Source organism: Nakamurella flava, assembly GCF_005298075.1.
GTDB lineage: Bacteria > Actinomycetota > Actinomycetes > Mycobacteriales > Nakamurellaceae > Nakamurella > Nakamurella flava.
Genome location: NZ_SZZH01000001.1, coordinates 1,835,008 through 1,851,356 on the forward strand (window position 1 = coordinate 1,835,008; position 16,349 = coordinate 1,851,356).

The window sequence follows — 16,349 nt, forward strand, 5'->3', positions numbered from 1 at the left end:
TCCTAGGCGGCGGGGCACCGCCCGGACCCGGCCGGAACGGCTCAGCCCGTCGACCGGGCCGCATCCAGTCGCTGCTCGATCACCGGCGCGAGCGCGTCGACCATGGCCGCCCCCAGATGGTGCACGTCGCGGTAGAGCAGGCGGTTGCCGGCGATCGGGCCGCAGGTGGTGTCGGTGCACAGGTGGTCGAGGAGGTCGACCATCGGCACTCCGGCGGCCGCGGCGGCGGCCGCGCTCGCTTCCCGGATCTCGCCGTTCAGGGCCTCGGCCCTGGGCAGCGCACAGGCCGCGGTGTCGTCCAGATGGGCGGCCAGGCAGTTGCTCGGGGCATCGGCGAAGTGGGGCGTGTCGGCCATCATCACCGTCCGGCCGGCGGGCAGCCGTTCCAGCGTGCGCTGCACACCGGCCCGCCAGGTCGGCAGGTCGTCGGCCGAACGCCGCCCGGCCAGGAAACCGAACGAGTCGTAGTTCGAGGTCACCACCAGGGCCGGGTCGAGGGCGTCGATGCGGTCCAGGACCGCGCTGCGCCAGGCGTCGCACTGCGGGTAGGCCCCGTTGGGCGAGGACATCCGGACGTCCGCCGCGGGACAGGCGGAGCGGGTGAAGACGACCAGCGTGGCCTGGCGGTCCAGCGCGTAGCGCTCGACGGCCGGGAACCACTGGGCGGCGTGCGAGTCGCCGAACAGCACGATCGTCGACGTGCCGTTCGGGTCGCCGTAGGTGCAGTCGGGGATGCGGGTGGTCACGAAGTCGAGCACGCACCCGTCGCCGTACAGGACGGGGACGTCGGACGAGGCCGCCCGCAGCGACGGCACCAGGTTGTCCGGGACGTACGGGGTGAAGACCGGCGGTGCGGTCGGTTCCCCGGTCGCCGCCGGGCGTCCCGCGTCGAGCTCTCCCCGGCTGGCCAGCTTGCCGAGGCCGACGAAGCCGGCGGCCAGCACCAGGGCGGTGACCAGCGCGGCGACGATGACCGTGCGGGACGGCAGGCCGGCCCGGAAGGACCCGGCACCGAAACCGGAGCGGAACGGTTCCTCCACGAACCGGTAGCTGGCCATCGACAGCAGCACGGTGACCGCGAGCATCACGGTGCCGGACAGGAGCCCGGGCGGCCCCCAGAGTTCCGTGGCGAAGACGATCACCGGCCAGTGCCAGAGGTAGACGCTGTAGGAGATGCGGCCCACGAACTGCATCGGCGCCCGGTCCAGCAGCACCCCGCCGCCCCCGGTCACCGGCCCGAACGACCCGGCCGCGATCACCAGGGCGGTGGCCGCGACCGGCAGCACGGCGGCGGAGCCGGGGAAGGTGGTCTGCGCGTCGTAGACCAGGGCCACCCCGACCAGCACCAGCAGGCCGAGCCAGCCGGCCGTCGCCCGCACCGGCGCGGGGACCGACCAGCGCTGATCGCCGGCCGCCCGGGCCAGCAGCAGCAGGGCCAGCAGCGCGCCGACGCCGAACTCCCAGGCGCGGGTGGGCAGCGAGAAGAACGCCCAGGCCTGCCGGGTCGGGGTGAACCAGACGCTGGCCGCCAGGGAGACGAGCACCAGGGCCGTGACCCCGACGCCGAGCAGCCGCCACGGGCGACCCGACCGGCGGCGGGCCAGCAGGAACAGCCCGACCAGCAGCGCCGGCCAGATCAGATAGAACTGCTCCTCCACCCCCAGCGACCAGTACTGCTGGTACGGCGACTCGTTGCTGTCGGTGAGGTAGCTCGTGCCGTTGAGGGCCAGCCACATGTTGGGGACGTACAGCGCCGCGCTGGCCGCGTCGGCGGCGATCCGTTCCAGGCGCAACGGCGAGGACACCAGCAGGGCTACGGCGAAGGTGGCCACCGCGACGACCAGCGCGACCGGGATGATGCGCCGGATGCGGCGGGCGTAGAACCGGCCGAACCGCAGGCGGCCGGTGCCGGTCACCTCCCGGGCCAGGTGCGAGGTGATGAGGAACCCGGAGATGACGAAGAAGACGTCGACCCCGACGTAGCCGCCGGGCAGGAACGGCACCCCCAGGTGGAACAGCACCACGAGGCCGACCGCGACGGCGCGCAGGCCCTGGATGTCGGTCCGCAGCTCTCGTCGGGGCGCACCGTGGTCCGGCGGGTCGATCGGGGTGGCGGCTCGGGTCCGCACCTGGAACGCCACGGGCACTCTCCTCGCCGCGTCGGGACCAGCCCTTCGCTTCGTCAACCACGACCTCGAACGGGGGAACCCTAGCGGGCGACAGGCAGCGCTGAGTGACGTCAGCGTTTCCGAGAGTGGTCACAAGGGAGAGAAACCGCACAGCCCGTGCCCGGGGGCGCTTCCCGACCGTGGTCGGCCCGGCCGCCGACGACGGAATACGCACGGCTCGGGCCAGGTTGGTCGAGTCGCCGGGCTGACCTCACACCGTTTACCCCGCCCCGGATCCGGTCACGGAACGATCGAGCAGCCGCCCCACTCCCACCCCCACCCCTTTCGGAGGTCCCATGTCCCCCCGCGTCCTTCTCGTCCTCACCAGCCACGACGACCTCGGCGGCGTCCGCAAGACCGGGTACTTCGTCGGCGAGGCCGCCCATCCGTGGAAGGAATTCGTCGACGCCGGTTTCACCGTCGACCTCGCGTCCATCTCCGGTGGCACCCCGCCGCAGGACGGCTACGACGACAGCGACCAGATCCAGAAGGACTTCCTGGCCGATCCGCGGATGGCCGAGCAACTGGCCGACACCCGCAAGCTCGACGAGGTCGACCCGGCCGAGTACGACGCCATCGTGCTGGTCGGCGGGCACGGCACCATGTGGGACTTCCCCGACAGCCCGGCACTCGCCGCGCTCGGCCGCTCCGTCTGGGAGAACGGCGGCATCGTCTCCGCCGTCTGCCACGGCCCGTCCGGCCTGGTGAACATGACCCTGTCCGACGGCACCCCGCTGATCGCCGGGCGCCGCGTCGCCGGGTTCACCAACGAGGAGGAGGCCGCCGTCGAGCTCACCGACGTCGTTCCGTTCCTGCTGGCTGACCGGCTCACCGCCGCCGGGGCCGAGCACGTCCCCGGCCCGAAGTTCACCGAGCAGGTCCAGGTGGACGGTCGTCTGGTCACCGGCCAGAACCCGCAGTCCGCCGCCGCCCTGGGCCGCGAGGTGGTCACGCTGCTGCAACAGCGCTGACCGGACGAACGTCCCGGACCGTGGTGCTTCCGACGGCGGTCCGGGACGGCCCGGGTGGTCCACCGGGCCACCGTGGGCCCAATCCTGGGGATTGCCCGCGGTCGCCGTGGCCCGCGACGCTGAGCCCGGGTCCGATGATCAGCGGGGCCCAGTGTCTTCACAGCAACCCCTCAGGGTCGGAACCGGCGAGAAACTCAAACGTTCATCTAGCGTGGTGTCGTCGCGGTGATGCATTCCGTCACCGCCGACGCAACGACTCCGCCCCGTCCGACGAGGACGTCGGGGGCCGGCGCATCCCGGGTCCGGGCTTCGGGCCCCCGAACACCAGCAGGAGCCACCACATGACGAACGACCACTCCCCCAGCACGGACAGCCCGGTCGCCCCGGCCGAGCTCGCCCGGGGTCGCCAGGCCCGCCGCCGTCGGACGACCTACGCCTCGCTGGCCGGGTGGACCCTGCTCGGCGCCCTGAGCACCGGCATCGTCGCCTGCAGCTCGACCCCCACCACCACCGCCGGCGCGACCACCACGGCCGCCCCCGCGTCCACCAGCGCCGCCGCCACCTCCGCCGCCTCCTCGGCCACCAGCAGCGCGGCGTCATCCTCGGCCGCCGCCAGCTCCGCCGCACCGGCCTCCACGAGCGCGGAGAGCAGCGCCGCCGCCGCGGCCACCGAATACAAGGACGGCACCTACACCGCCACCGGCAGCTACCAGAGCCCGGGCGGCGAGGAGTCCGTCGAGATCACCCTGACCATCGCCGGCGACGCCATCACCGACGCGACCGGTAAGAGCAACGCCACCCGGCCACAGTCCGTCGAGTACCAGGGCCAGTTCCTGGCCAACTTCGCCGGGCAGATCGTCGGCAAGAACGTCGACGACGTCTCGCTCAGCAAGGTCGCCGGCTCGTCCCTGACCTCCGGCGGCTTCAACCAGGCCCTGCAGACCATCAAGACCGATGCCAAGGCCTGACGGCACCGCGGTCACCGGGTCGGTCGACACCGTCGACCGACCCGGTCCCCGGCCGTTCCGGCGGGACTTCGCCGCCCTGGGGACCCGGTGGCAGATCGACACCGACCGGGCGCTGTCCGTCGCCGAATGGACCGACATCGATGAGCGCATCGACACCTACGACCGCTGCTACTCGCGTTTCCGGGACGACTCGCTGGTCAGCCGGCTGACCGCCGGACCGGGCACCGTCGAGTTCCCCCCGGACGTCCTGCCCCTGCTCGAGCTCTATCGGCGGCTCTACGACGGCACCGGCGGAGCCGTCACCCCGCTGATCGGCGGCACCCTGGCCGACCTCGGTTACGACAGCGACTACACCTTCCGACCGGTCGCCGCCCCCCGCGCCACCCCGGCCTGGGACGAGGCCATGACCTGGGACGGACCCGTCGTCACCACCCGGCGCTCCGTCGTGCTGGACGTCGGGGCCGCCGGCAAGGGCCACCTGGTGGACATCGTGGGCGACCTGCTGACGTCGTTCGGGATCGACTCCTGGGTGGTCGACGGATCCGGAGACCTGCGTCATCGAGCCCCGTCCGGAGACCCGGACGACGCCCTGCGGGTGGGCCTGGAGCATCCGTTCGTCCCCGACCAGGTCATCGGCGTCGCACCGCTGTCCGACGACGCACTGGCCGCATCGGCCGGCAATCGCCGCCGGTGGTCGACACCCGAAGGGCCCGGGTCCGGCCGGGTGCTCCACCACATCGTCGACCCCCGCACGGGCGCGCCCACCTCGGCCGTGCTCGCCACCTGGGTGATCGCCGGTTCGGCCCTGGTGGCCGACGGGCTGGCCACCGCCCTGTTCTTCACCGATCCCGTCGCGAGCCGCGACCTCGCCGAGGCGTTCGGCGCCGATTGGGTGCGCGTCGCGGCCGACGGATCGGCCACCTGGTCGCCCACCTTCGAAGGAGAGTTGTTCCGATGAGCGTGAGCACGAACCGCGGGAGCTCCGCCGCCCCCACCGCGCCGCCGCTGGTGGCGGCGCGCACCACCCTCGACCGACTGCTGGGGCGGGTCACCATGTACCGGCTCGTCGTCCTCGGCCTCGCCGCGCTCGTCGTCCTCTCGTTCGTACTGTCGTTGACCGGGGCGATCTTCTACACCCCGGCCGCGCTGGCCCTGACCCTGGCCGTGCTCGTCGTCGTCACCCTGGCCTCGGGACGGCTCTACGGCGCGCTGTTCGGCGTCACCCCGCACACCGAGTCCGCGCTGGTCACCGCCGGACTGCTCTACTTCCTGCTCTGGCCGAGCACCGAACCGCTGAAGCTGCTGGCCATCGCACTGGCCGCGTTCGCCGCGTCGGCCTCGAAGTACCTGGTGGCCTGGCGCGGCCGGCACATCCTCAACCCGGCCGCCGCCGGCGTGCTGCTGGTCACCCTGCTCGGGCTGACCGGCGGGGTGTGGTGGGTGGCCACCGAGCCGCTGCTCTACCTCGTCGCGCCGCTGGTCCTGCTGATCGCCTACCGCACCGGCAAGCTCCCCGTCGTCGCACTGTTCATCGTCGTCGCCGGGGCGCTCACCGTCGTCTTCAGCATGTCCGGCGGGACCGACCTCGCCGGAGCGCTGCAGTACGCCTTCGTCGCCAGCCCGATCGTCTTCCTCGGCGGGTTCATGCTCACCGAGCCGCTGACGCTGCCCCCCACCCGCGGCCAGCAACTGGCCGTCGCGGCCCTGGTCGGCGTCCTCGTCGCCCTGCCCACCCTGGTCAGCCTGCACGTCGGCCTGCTGTCGCTCACCCCGGAGACCGCGCTGCTGGTCGGGAACGTCGTGGCCTTCGCGCTGGCCCGGCGGCGGGGTCTGAGCCTCACCCTGTCCGGGCGACGCTCGTTCGGACCGACCACCACGGAGTTCGTCTTCACCCCCGATCATCCGGTGCGGTACCGGCCCGGCCAGTGGCTGGAACTCACGCTGCCCCATCGCAAGGTCGACTCCCGCGGCTCCCGGCGGGTGTTCTCCATCGCCTCGGCCACCCCGGACGGGTCGTCGGTCGCCGTCGGCATCAAGCTCCCGCCCGGCCACACCAGCTCATTCAAGCGGGCCCTGGGCGACCTGCCTGTCGGCACCCACCTGCGGGCCACGACCGTGGCCGGTGAGTTCACCCTGCCCACCGACCGCAGTCAGCCGCTACTGCTGGTCGCCGGCGGCATCGGCATCACGCCGTACCTGACCCAGCTCGCGGAATGCGTGCAGCAGGGCCGTGACGTCGTCCTGGCCTACGGGGTCACCGACCCCGACGAGATCCCCTACCGGGACGACCTGGTCGACCTGGGTGTCCCGGTGGTGCTGGCCGCCCCCCGGGTGGCCTCGGTGGATCTGCCCGACGGCTGGGTGCCGGTGGAAGGGTTCCTCACCGCGGACACGTTGCGCGAACACGTCCCGGACGTCGACCGCCGCGTCGCCTACGTCTCCGGCCCACCGGTGATGGTGAACGCGTTGTCCGCCACCCTGCGTCAGCTCGGCGCCCGGAAAGTGCGGACCGACGCCTTCGTGGGGTACTGAGCCGCAGCGAGCGAGCATCGCAGGCGCCCCCGGCGCCGAGGAGCGCAGCGAGCGCCAGGCGAACATCAGACACTGAGCCGCAGCGAGCGCCAGGCCCACTTCGGGGCAGGGGGTCGTGTGGTTACCGTGGTCCGGTGATGGACGTGCGCTGGACCACCGCGTTTCTCGACTTCCCGGCGGCTGTTCACCCGGCGGGAGCCCGGTTCTGGGAGCGGGTGACGGGCAGCACGCTGTCCCCGTCGCGCGGGGATCACCGGGAGTTCGCGACGCTGGTCCCCGGTGCGGGCGACGGGTTCCTGCGGGTGCAGCGGCTGGCCGACGGGCCCGCGCGAGTGCATCTGGATCTGCATGTCGCCGACTTGGAGGCCGGGACCACGGCGGCGGTGTCGTCCGGAGCGACCGTGGTGCACCGGTGGGACGACGGGGACGTGGTGGTGCTGCGCTCGCCCGCCGGACTCGTCTTCTGCCTGGTGCCGTTCGCCGCCGCACCGGGCACGCGCTGGCATCGCCCGCCGCCGTCGCCGTGGGCCGGGCACCTGTCGCTGGTCGACCAGATCACCGTCGACGTCGCCCCGGACGACGCCGATCGGGAGGTCGGGTTCTGGGCCGCCCTCACCGGTTGGGAGCCGTTGCGGCCGCACTGGGCGGGGCCGTTCCGGCCGCTGCTGCGACCGGAAGGCCAGCCGCTGCGCATCATGCTGCACCGGCTAGACCGGGGTCGCGGGCCGGCCACCGCACACCTGGACCTGGCCAGCACCGACCGGGCGGCGGAGACCGAGCGGCAGACCCGGCTAGGCGCCGTCGTCCACGCCGTGCACGACGACTTCACCGTGCTGACCGACCCGGCCGGGCTGGCCTACTGCATCACCGACCGCGACCCGGTCAGCGGGTTGTCACCCGACTGACCGGGTCGCGCCGCGCACCCGGTCAGACCGGGAGAGCCCACCGCTGGGCCGCGCTGCCGTTGCAGTCCCAGATCTGCAGGCGGTTCCCGTTGGCCGGGTTCCCGGCCGGAACATCCAGGCACTTGCCGGACTGCGGGTTCCGCAGGGTGTCGCCCTGCTCGACCCAGACCTGGGCACCGCTGCCGTTGCAGGTGTAGATCTGCAGGGCCGAACCGTTCGTCGTCCCGCCGCCGGCCACGTCCAGGCACTTGCCCTGGGCGCGAAGGGTGCGGTCGCTCGAGACGTTCCACTGCTGGGCCTTGCTGGTGTTGCAGGCGTACAGCTGCACGGGGGTCCCGTCGTCCGTCCGGGCCTCCCGGACGTCCGCGCACTTGCCGGCGAGCCCGATGATCTGCCCGACCGCGATCGACGACACCGGCAGCGACCAGCGCTGCGCCACCGTGCTGTTGCAGTCGTAGAGCTGCAGCGCGACCCCCTTGGCCAGGTTGCCGCCCGGGATGTCCAGGCAGCGACCCGACTGCGGGTTCTTCAGCGCCAGTCCCTGCTGCACCCACACCTGGGCACCGGATCCGTTGCACGTCCAGATCTGGACCGGCGCGAAGTTGACGGTCCCGCCGCCGGCCACGTCCAGGCACTTGCCCAGCGCGCGGACCGTCTGATCGCTCCCGACGTTCCAGGTCTGCGCCTCGGTGCCGTTGCAGTCCCACCGCTGCACCCGGGCGCCGTCGGTCGGGTTGCCGCCGCGGACGTCCAGGCAGGACCCTTGCGGCCCGACGACCGGACCGGAGGCGATCACGCTGCTGGCGACCCGCCACTGCTGGGCGCCCGAACCGTTGCAGTCCCACAGCTGCAGACGCTGGCCGTCCACCGCGTTGCCGCCGGGGACGTCCAGGCAGCGGCCGGACTGCGGGTTGCGCAGCGAGCCGTCACCCTGCGGCACCCAGACCTGGGCGCCGGAGCCGTTGCAGCTCCACAGCTGCACGGGGGTGCCGTTGGTGGTGCCGCCGCCCGCGACGTCCAGGCACTTCCCGAACGCCCGCAGGCTCTGGTCCGACCGCACGGTCCACTTCTGGGCCCCACTGCCGTTGCAGGTGTAGATCTGCACCGGCGTCCCGTCCGCCGAGCGCGCCTCCCGCACGTCCAGGCACTTGCCGCCCGGCCCGACGACCTGCCCGGCCGCCCCGGACGTCCCGGTGCCGCGGACCTGCACCTGCTGGGCGCCCTGGCCGTCGTTACCCGTGATGATGTACGTCCCGGTGACCTCGCCGGACGCCGTCGGCTTGAACGACACCGCCTGCCGGATCGTGTCGAGGGGCTCCAGTTCCTGTCCCTCGGCGACCGGGTCGGCCACGTCGAACGGTGCGGCCGGCGGGGCCGCCTTGTTCAGGGTGAGCGCGAGGTTGCCCTCGTTGACGATGTCGAAGTACTTGGTCGCCGTCTGCCCCACGGGCACCGCCCCGAAATCGATGACGTTCGGCGTGAGGGTCAGCTTCGGTGCGCCGACGACCCCCTCACCCGACAGCGGGACCCGCACGGTTCCGGTCGACGAGCGCACGACCAGCGCGGTGTCCACCGTGCCCGCCGCGGTCGGCGCGAACGCGATCGGCACCGACACCGACTGTCCGGCGGCGATGGTGGAACCCACGGTCGGCGGTGCGGCCACCCGGTAGGGCGCCGGTGGCAGGTCGACCCCGGTGATGGTGGTGCTGGTCGTCCCCGTGTTGGTGATGTTCGCGCTCAGGGTCACCACGCCGCCCGTCGGGACCTCCTCGAAGTCCAGCGACGCCGGGGTGGACAGCAGACCGTCCCGGGTCCCCAGGCCGTGCAGGTCGAAGCCCAGTGGCCCCGCGCTGGTGGCGAAGTTCAGGGCGCCGGACAAGGAGGTCGGAGTGCCCGGGGTGAAACTGACCGGGACGGTCAGGGTCTGCCCGGTCTTCAGCTGGGCCGGAACGGTGACCCCGCCCGCCCGGAACCCGTCGCCCGAGGTGGAGACGCCGGTGACCGTGACGTCGCGGACGGCGGTGACCGTCACCGACTTCGTCGCCGTCGCACCGACCGCGACCGAACCGAAGTCGGTGGGCGACCCGGACAGCGCGACCGTCGTCGGCCGGCCGAACCCGAACACCACGCCGTCCCGCGTGCCGGTGTAGACCCGGCCCCCGTCCGTGGCCGGCTTGGCGAACTTGGTCGCGGTGCCGATCGGCGCCGAGTAGCGCAGCACCATCTGGCCGTTGCGCGGCACCGCCTCGAAGGCCCGGATCTGACCGCCGGAACCGTTCGACCCGCTGCTGTACACGGCCCACACCAGGGCGGTGCCCGACTTCGTCCCGTCCGACGTCACCGCCGGGGATCCCGAGGTGTAGCCGAACCAGCCGGTGCTGGTCCCGGTCCGGGTCAGCGACGGCAGGCCGTTGCCGGCCACGCCGATCTTGAACGCCGACAGCGGCCCGCCGTTCGTCACCATGTAGACGTAGCCGCCGTCGCCGCCCCAGAACGCGGGATGTCCCCAGACGCCGTTGTAGGGGCCGACGGTCTGCAGCACGGCGTCGGTCTTGCCCGGCCCCTGCCCCATCCCGCCGAGCTTGTCCCGGTCCAGCAGGAACACCCGACCGTCCTTGCCGACCTGCACCATCAGGTGGGGATTCGCGGCCGTGCCGAAACCGTCCGGGATCGCCATCGGCGAGCCGGATCCGAAGTCGACGTCGTCGCGGTCGAGGTTGGTGTTGTTGACCGGGCTGAAGAAATCCTTGGACACCAGGGAACGGTCCGAGTTGACCTGGAGGCGAACGACCGATTCGCCGAGGGTGCCCGGCGGGGACTGGCCCGGACCGGGCGGCGGCGAGACGCCGTTGCCGGTGGTGAAGAAGATGCGACCGGGCCCGTCGGAGACCAGCCCACCGCCGGAATGCCAGATGCCGGCCCCGTCGCTGGACGATCCGGTCTCCGTCGCCCACATGGTGGTTTGGCGGCCGCTCGTCGCGTCGAAGCCGATCACGTAACCGACGTAGGCGCCGTAGTCGCAGTGACTGGCGAAGGAGGCGTAGACGACCCCGTCCAGCAGCAGCAGACCCGGCCGCTGCATCGCCGTCTTGGCGTTGAACGTGTTGGCGGGGTTGTTCGTCGGGCTGCCGGCGATCTTCGTCGGGAAGCCGGACCGTTCCCGGCCGGTCGTGATGTCGACGGCGTGCATGTACCAACTGGGCTGGTCGACCGTCGGGCCGTCGTTGACCTTGGACGTGAAGTACGCGGTTCCGGTAGCCGGGTCGACCACCGGCGTCGCGGTGATGCCGATGTTGGGAACCAGGTCACCGCACCCGATGGCCGAGGCCGGCCAGGGGCGGCCGACGTCCCGGGTCCACCGGATGGCCCCGCTCTTCGGGTCCAACCCGTAGGCCTTGTTGTTCTCGGTGACCGCCAACAGGGTGTCCTTGGCGATCACCGGCTGCGCGTAGATCTGGCCGTCGAGCTGGGTCGCGAACAGCTGGCCGAAGTCCGCCGCGGAGACGTCGGACGGCCCGAGTCCCGGCTGGTTCGGGTCCCATCCGGTCCGGTTGTTGTCGTACGACACGGTGGTGTTGTCGGCCGCCGCCGGGATGGACCCCGCCAGCGTGCCAGTGACGACGAGTGCGGTCGCCGACAGGATGGCGACCGCTTTCCGTCTGACGCGCTCTACCCGGATACGGATGGTCTGCATACGTGGTTCCCCCCACCTGCCGAAAGCCATTCGGGTGTCAGTCGTCTGTGACCGACAAGGGGAACGTACAGGAGCGTGGTGGACGGGTGACGAAGTTCGTCGACGCCCGCACCTGGAAGACGTTTTGTCGACTTTGTCCGAGCGTCAGCCCAGATCGACGGTGCCCGGCCGCTTGCGCTGACCGGCGACCACCGAGTAGGCGGCCGCGAGCAGGGACGGGTCCGGGCCCTCCAGCCGGCCCGGGCGGGCCAACCCGTCGAGCACGACGAACCGTAGCGTGCCCGACCGGGTCTTCTTGTCCGAGCCCATGATCGTGACCAGCTCGGAGAGCGCGTCCGGGTCGTAGGTGGTGGGCAGGCCCAGGGCGTGCAGGACGGTCAGGTGGCGGTCGGCGGTCTCGTCGTCCAGCCGTCCGGCGGCGCGTCCCAGCTCGGCGGCGAACACCAGGCCGACGGAGACCGCGGCGCCGTGCCGCCAGCGGTACCGCTCCCGCTTCTCGATGGCGTGCGCGAGGGTGTGCCCGTAGTTGAGGGTCTCCCGCAGGTCGGATTCCTTGAGGTCGGCGGCGACCACCGCGGCCTTCACCGCGATCGCCCGCCGCACCAGTTCGGCCAGCACCGGCGACGCCGGGTCCAGCGCGGGCGGCAGCGTGGACGAGTCGACCGACGCCGGGCCGTGTTCCTCGATGAGATCAAGGATGACCGGATCGGCGATGAACCCGGCCTTGACGATCTCGGCCATCCCGGCGACCAGCTCGTGCCGGGGCAGAGACTCCAGCGTGGCGAGGTCGACGATCACCGCGGCCGGTTCGTGGAACGCGCCGACCATGTTCTTGCCGGCGCCGGTGTTGATGCCCGTCTTGCCGCCCACCGCGGCGTCGACCATCCCGAGCAGTGTGGTCGGCACCTGCACCACGGCGATGCCACGCATCCAGCTGGCCGCCGCGAAGCCGGCGAGATCGGTGACCGATCCCCCGCCGAGCCCGACGACGACGTCGCGCCGGTCGAGACCGACCTGACCGAACACGTCCCAGCAGAAGCCGAGTACCTCCAGGGACTTGGCGTCCTCGGCGTCCGGGACCTGCACCATGTGGGCGTCCAGGCCGCCGTCGGCCAACGCGGCCTTGACCGCGTCCGCCGTCAGCTCCAGCGTCGGCGGATGCAGGATCGCGGTCCGGGTCGCCCCGGTGGCGCGGACGGCGGCGACCAGCTCGTCGAGCAGTCCCCGACCGATGACGACGTCGTAGGGCGCACCGGACTCCACCCGGACGATCTCGGGCGCGGTGGCCGGGCCGTCCGTGGCCGGTGCGGACTCCTGCGGTGTGCTCATGCCAGTCCCAACTTCTCGATGATCACGTCGGCGACCTCGTCGACCCCCAGGTCGTCGGTCGCCACCTCCACGGTCGCCACCTGCCGGTAGACGGGCATTCGGGCCGCGAGCAGGGCGCGGTACGTCGCCCGCGGGTTCACCCCGGCCAGCATCGGCCGGCCGGCCCCGTCCAGTCCGGTGCGCCGGACCCCGGTGGCCGCCGTCACCGTCAACAACACCACGGCGTGACCCCCGAGCACCGCCTGGGTCTCCGGCGCGAGGACCGCCCCGCCTCCGAGCGACAGCACGCCCGGGTGCTCGGCCACCGCCCGGGCCACCGCGGCCCGCTCCAGCGCCCGGAAGACCGGTTCGCCGTCGGTGGTGAAGATGTCGGAGATCGACCGGCCCTGTTCGGCGACGATGTCCGCGTCGGTGTCCCGGAGCGCGACCCCCAGACGAGCGGCGAGCACCTTCCCGACGGCCGTCTTGCCGGAGCCCATGGGTCCGACCAGGACGGCCAGCGGCCGCGTCATCCGGTGGCGACGGGCAGCGTCTGGCTCACGGTGTCCAGGTAGGCACGCACGTTGCGGGCCACCTCGGCCACGGAGTCGCCGCCGAACTTCTCGGCCACGGCGTCGGCCACCACCAGCGCGACCATCGCCTCGGCGACCACGCCGGCCGCCGGCACCGCGCAGACGTCGCTGCGCTGGTGGATCGCCTGGGCCTGCTCGCCCGTGGCCACGTCGAGCGTGGACAGCGCGCGCGGCACGGTCGAGATGGGTTTCATCGCCGCGCGGACCCGCAGGACCTCGCCGTTGGTCATGCCGCCCTCGATGCCGCCGGCCCGGTTGGAACGGCGGGAGACGCCATCGAGGCTGCCGTCGGTCCCGGCGACCGGCACGATCTCGTCGTGGGCCTGCGAGCCGCGTCGATGGGCGGTGGTGAAACCGTCGCCGACCTCGACGCCCTTCATGGCCTGGATGCCCATGAGCGCGCCGGCCAGCCGGGCGTCGAGTCGACGATCCCAGTGCACGTAAGAGCCCAGCCCCGGGGGCAGCCCGTAGACCAGCACCTCGACGACCCCACCGAGGGTGTCGCCGTCGGCCTTGGCCGCGTCGACCTCGGCGACCAGCGTCGCCGTCGAGTCCGGGTGGAAGGCCCGCACCGGCGACTCGTCGATGGCGGCCCGGTCGGCCGGGGTGGGCAGCACATCGGCGACGGCCTCGGCCGCACCGATCGACACCACGTGCGAGACCACCTCGGCGCCCACGGTGGCCCGCAGGTAGTGCTGGGCGATGGTGCCCAGGGCGACGCGGGCCGCGGTCTCCCGGGCCGAGGCCCGCTCGAGGACCGGGCGGGCGTCGTCGAAGCCGTACTTCTGCATCCCGGCCAGATCGGCGTGCCCGGGCCGCGGACGGGTCAGCGGAGCGTTGCGGGCCGAAGCCAGGACGGCGGCGGCGTCCTCGTCGCTCAGCGGATCGGGGGCCATGATCTTTTCCCACTTGGGCCACTCGGTGTTGCCGACCTGCACGGCCACCGGGCCGCCCTGGGTGAGGCCGTGCCGCACCCCGCCGATGAGGGTGACCTGGTCCTGCTCGAACTTCATCCGGGCGCCCCGGCCGTAGCCGAGGCGGCGACGTCCGAGTTCGACGGCGATATCGGCACTGCTCACCGGAATTCCGGCGGGCAGTCCCTCGATGACGGCGACAAGAGCGGGTCCGTGTGATTCCCCCGCGGTGATCCAACGCAGCACGGCCGCCATCCTTCCATTGATTGCCGGCGTCAGTGCGCGGCCTCCCAGGCGGCGTACGCGTCGTGCACGACCCGGACCATGTCGTCGACGTCGTCGGTGACGTGAAGCAGACCCAGGTCTGGCGGCGAGATGTTGCCGGCCCCGGCCACCGACGTGCCGATCCACTCGACGAGTCCGCCCCAGTACTCGGAGCCGAACAGCACCACCGGGAACTTGGTGACCTTCTTGGTCTGCACCAGGGTGAGCGCCTCGAACAGCTCGTCCAGGGTGCCGAAGCCGCCGGGCAGGCAGACGTAGGCCTGCGAGTACTTCAGGAACATCGTCTTGCGGGCGAAGAAGTAGCGGAAGTTGATGCCGAGGTCGACGTAGTCGTTCAGGCCCTGCTCGAACGGCAGCTCGATGCCCAGCCCGACCGACAGCCCGCCGGCCTGCTTGGCGCCCTTGTTGGCCGCCTCCATGATCCCGGGGCCGCCGCCGGTGATGACGGCGAAGCCCTCCTCGGCCAGTGCCTGGCCAATCTGCACGGCGGTCTCGTAGTACGGCGTGCCGGGCTTGGTCCGGGCGCTGCCGAAGACGGTGACCGCGCGGGGCAGGTCGGCCAGCGCACCGAAGCCCTCGACGAACTCGGCCTGGATGCGCAGCACCCGCCACGGGTCGGTGTGCACCCAGTCGTTCGGACCTCGGGAGTCCAGGAGCCGCTGGTCGGTGGTGGTCGCCGGGATCTGCTGATCCCGCAACCGCACCGGTCCGCGGAAGCGTTCCTCCTCACCATCGTGGGTGGAGGAGCGAGCCGCGCGGGCGGTCGCCGCCGCCGCGGCGGCCTCGACGTCTTCGGGTGGGATGAATTCGGCCACCTGATCACACTAATCACGGCGAGGTGTCCTCCGGTGGCGCAGCGCGCCCACCGGCGGCGGGTTCACCCCCTGTTCATGGCCGACCGTCAGATCAGGAAGGTCCGCAGGGTGTCCGTCATCTGCCGGATCTGCGCCCGGGACACGTGTTCCTCCCGGGTGTGGGCCAACGACGGGTCGCCCGGCCCGAAGTTGACGGCGGGCACCCCCAGCGCGGCGAACCGGGAGACGTCGGTCCAGCCGAACTTGGCCTGCGCCGCTCCCCCGGTGGCGGCGACGAACTCCGCGGCGGCGGGCGCGGACAGGCCGGGCAACGCCCCGGCCACCGCGTCCAGCACGGTCACCTCGTAGCCGTCGCACACCTCCCGGACGTGGTGAAGGGCCTGGTCGACCGACCGGTCGGGCGCGAAACGGAAGTTGAGGCGGACGACGCACTCGTCGGGGATGACGTTGTTGGCCACGCCACCGGAGATGTGCACGGCGTTCAGCCCCTCGCGGTACAGGCAGCCGTCGATGTCCACCGACCGTGCCTCGTAGGCCGCCAGCCGCGCGAGCAGCGGTGCCGCGCCGTGGATCGCGTTGACGCCCTTCCACGACCGGGCCGAGTGCGAACGGCGACCGGGGACGGTGACCGCGACGGTCGCCGTGCCCTGACAACCGGCCTCGACCACCCCGTTCGTCGGCTCGCCGAGCAGGGCGAGGTCGGCGGTCAACCAGTCGGCGTGCTCGGCCTCGATGCGGGTCAGCCCGTTGCGGTCGTGCTCGATCTCCTCGCAGTCGTAGAAGACGAGGGTCAGGTCGCGAGACGGTTCGGCGGGCTCGTCGGGGGTCCCGAAGAGGGTGGCCGCCAGGTGCAGGATCATCGCGTCGCCGGACTTCATGTCCGTGGTGCCGCAACCGTGCAGGATGTCGCCGTCCCGACGGGACGGCACGTTCCCCGCGATCGGCACGGTGTCCAGGTGACCGGCCAGCAGCACCCGGGTCGGGCGGCCGAGATGCGTGCGGGCCAGCACGGCGTTGCCCGAACGCAGCACCTCGTACTGCCCGAGCTCGCGCAGGGCCGCCTCGACCAGATCGGCCAGGGGTTCCTCGTTCCCGGACACCGACGGGATGTCGACGAGCGTGGCGGTGAGATCGGCCGGATCGGACCGCAGGTCCAGCGACGGCGGGACGGTGGCAGCAGGATCGGTCACACCGCG

At 72.2% G+C, this 16,349-nt stretch carries 12 protein-coding genes; 5 read left to right on the top strand and 7 right to left on the bottom strand.

All coding sequences use genetic code 11. The features are described from left to right. Positions 1-41: 41 nt before the first annotated feature. Complete coding sequence (locus tag FDO65_RS08275) at positions 42-2,141, bottom strand: acyltransferase family protein (RefSeq protein ID WP_137448856.1); 2,100 nt, start codon at positions 2,139-2,141, stop codon at positions 42-44. Positions 2,142-2,464: 323 nt separating this feature from the next. On the opposite strand from FDO65_RS08275, the gene FDO65_RS08280 reads away from it, so the two are divergent. From FDO65_RS08280 to FDO65_RS08300, 5 genes are all read left to right on the top strand, one after another. Beyond that, entirely contained in the window at positions 2,465-3,139 is a 675-nt protein-coding gene (locus tag FDO65_RS08280; RefSeq protein WP_137448857.1) for a type 1 glutamine amidotransferase domain-containing protein, read from the top strand. 341 nt (positions 3,140-3,480) lie between these two features. Further along, entirely contained in the window at positions 3,481-4,107 is a 627-nt protein-coding gene (locus tag FDO65_RS22475; protein ID WP_205849847.1) for a hypothetical protein, read from the top strand. After that, entirely contained in the window at positions 4,094-5,065 is a 972-nt protein-coding gene (locus FDO65_RS08290) for an FAD:protein FMN transferase (RefSeq protein ID WP_137448858.1), read from the top strand. Before FDO65_RS22475 ends, FDO65_RS08290 begins: the two co-directional genes overlap by 14 nt. Then, complete coding sequence (locus FDO65_RS08295) at positions 5,062-6,639, top strand: FAD-dependent oxidoreductase (RefSeq protein WP_137448859.1); 1,578 nt, start codon at positions 5,062-5,064, stop codon at positions 6,637-6,639. The genes FDO65_RS08290 and FDO65_RS08295 overlap by 4 nt, the downstream gene beginning before the upstream one ends. A gap of 137 nt (positions 6,640-6,776) precedes the next feature. Then, entirely contained in the window at positions 6,777-7,544 is a 768-nt protein-coding gene (locus tag FDO65_RS08300) for a VOC family protein (RefSeq protein ID WP_137449640.1), read from the top strand. A gap of 22 nt (positions 7,545-7,566) precedes the next feature. On the opposite strand, the gene FDO65_RS22480 is transcribed toward FDO65_RS08300, so the two are convergent. The 6 genes from FDO65_RS22480 to dapE form a co-directional block, all read right to left on the bottom strand. Further along, complete coding sequence (locus tag FDO65_RS22480) at positions 7,567-11,238, bottom strand: ricin-type beta-trefoil lectin domain protein (protein ID WP_137448860.1); 3,672 nt, start codon at positions 11,236-11,238, stop codon at positions 7,567-7,569. Positions 11,239-11,382: 144 nt separating this feature from the next. Next, a complete protein-coding gene (aroB, locus tag FDO65_RS08310) occupies positions 11,383-12,567 on the bottom strand; it encodes a 3-dehydroquinate synthase (RefSeq protein WP_137448861.1) in 1,185 nt (394 codons plus the stop codon). After that, entirely contained in the window at positions 12,564-13,079 is a 516-nt protein-coding gene (locus tag FDO65_RS08315) for a shikimate kinase (RefSeq protein WP_137448862.1), read from the bottom strand. The genes aroB and FDO65_RS08315 overlap by 4 nt, the downstream gene beginning before the upstream one ends. Further along, positions 13,076-14,299, bottom strand: coding sequence for a chorismate synthase (aroC, locus tag FDO65_RS08320; protein WP_137448863.1), 1,224 nt, complete (start codon positions 14,297-14,299; stop codon positions 13,076-13,078). Before aroC ends, FDO65_RS08315 begins: the two co-directional genes overlap by 4 nt. 29 nt (positions 14,300-14,328) lie before the next feature. Then, positions 14,329-15,042 (bottom strand): LOG family protein, encoded by a 714-nt coding sequence (locus FDO65_RS08325; RefSeq protein ID WP_420847532.1) that lies wholly within the window; start codon positions 15,040-15,042, stop codon positions 14,329-14,331. Between the two features lie 197 nt (positions 15,043-15,239). Then, positions 15,240-16,343: a succinyl-diaminopimelate desuccinylase gene (gene dapE, locus FDO65_RS08330; RefSeq protein ID WP_137448864.1), complete on the bottom strand. Its 1,104-nt coding sequence runs from the start codon at positions 16,341-16,343 to the stop codon at positions 15,240-15,242. Positions 16,344-16,349: the final 6 nt, after the last annotated feature.

What these genes read in the sequence shown, in the direction of transcription:
- FDO65_RS08280 (WP_137448857.1), top strand. Translation starts at nt 2,465, where the DNA reads ATGTCCCCCCGCGTCCTTCTCGTCCTCACCAGCCACGACGACCTCGGC.
- FDO65_RS22475 (WP_205849847.1), top strand. Translation starts at nt 3,481, where the DNA reads ATGACGAACGACCACTCCCCCAGCACGGACAGCCCGGTCGCCCCGGCC.
- FDO65_RS08290 (WP_137448858.1), top strand. Translation starts at nt 4,094, where the DNA reads ATGCCAAGGCCTGACGGCACCGCGGTCACCGGGTCGGTCGACACCGTC.
- FDO65_RS08295 (WP_137448859.1), top strand. Translation starts at nt 5,062, where the DNA reads ATGAGCGTGAGCACGAACCGCGGGAGCTCCGCCGCCCCCACCGCGCCG.
- FDO65_RS08300 (WP_137449640.1), top strand. Translation starts at nt 6,777, where the DNA reads ATGGACGTGCGCTGGACCACCGCGTTTCTCGACTTCCCGGCGGCTGTT.
- FDO65_RS22480 (WP_137448860.1), bottom strand. Translation starts at nt 11,238, where the DNA reads ATGCAGACCATCCGTATCCGGGTAGAGCGCGTCAGACGGAAAGCGGTC.
- aroB (WP_137448861.1), bottom strand. Translation starts at nt 12,567, where the DNA reads ATGAGCACACCGCAGGAGTCCGCACCGGCCACGGACGGCCCGGCCACC.
- FDO65_RS08315 (WP_137448862.1), bottom strand. Translation starts at nt 13,079, where the DNA reads ATGACGCGGCCGCTGGCCGTCCTGGTCGGACCCATGGGCTCCGGCAAG.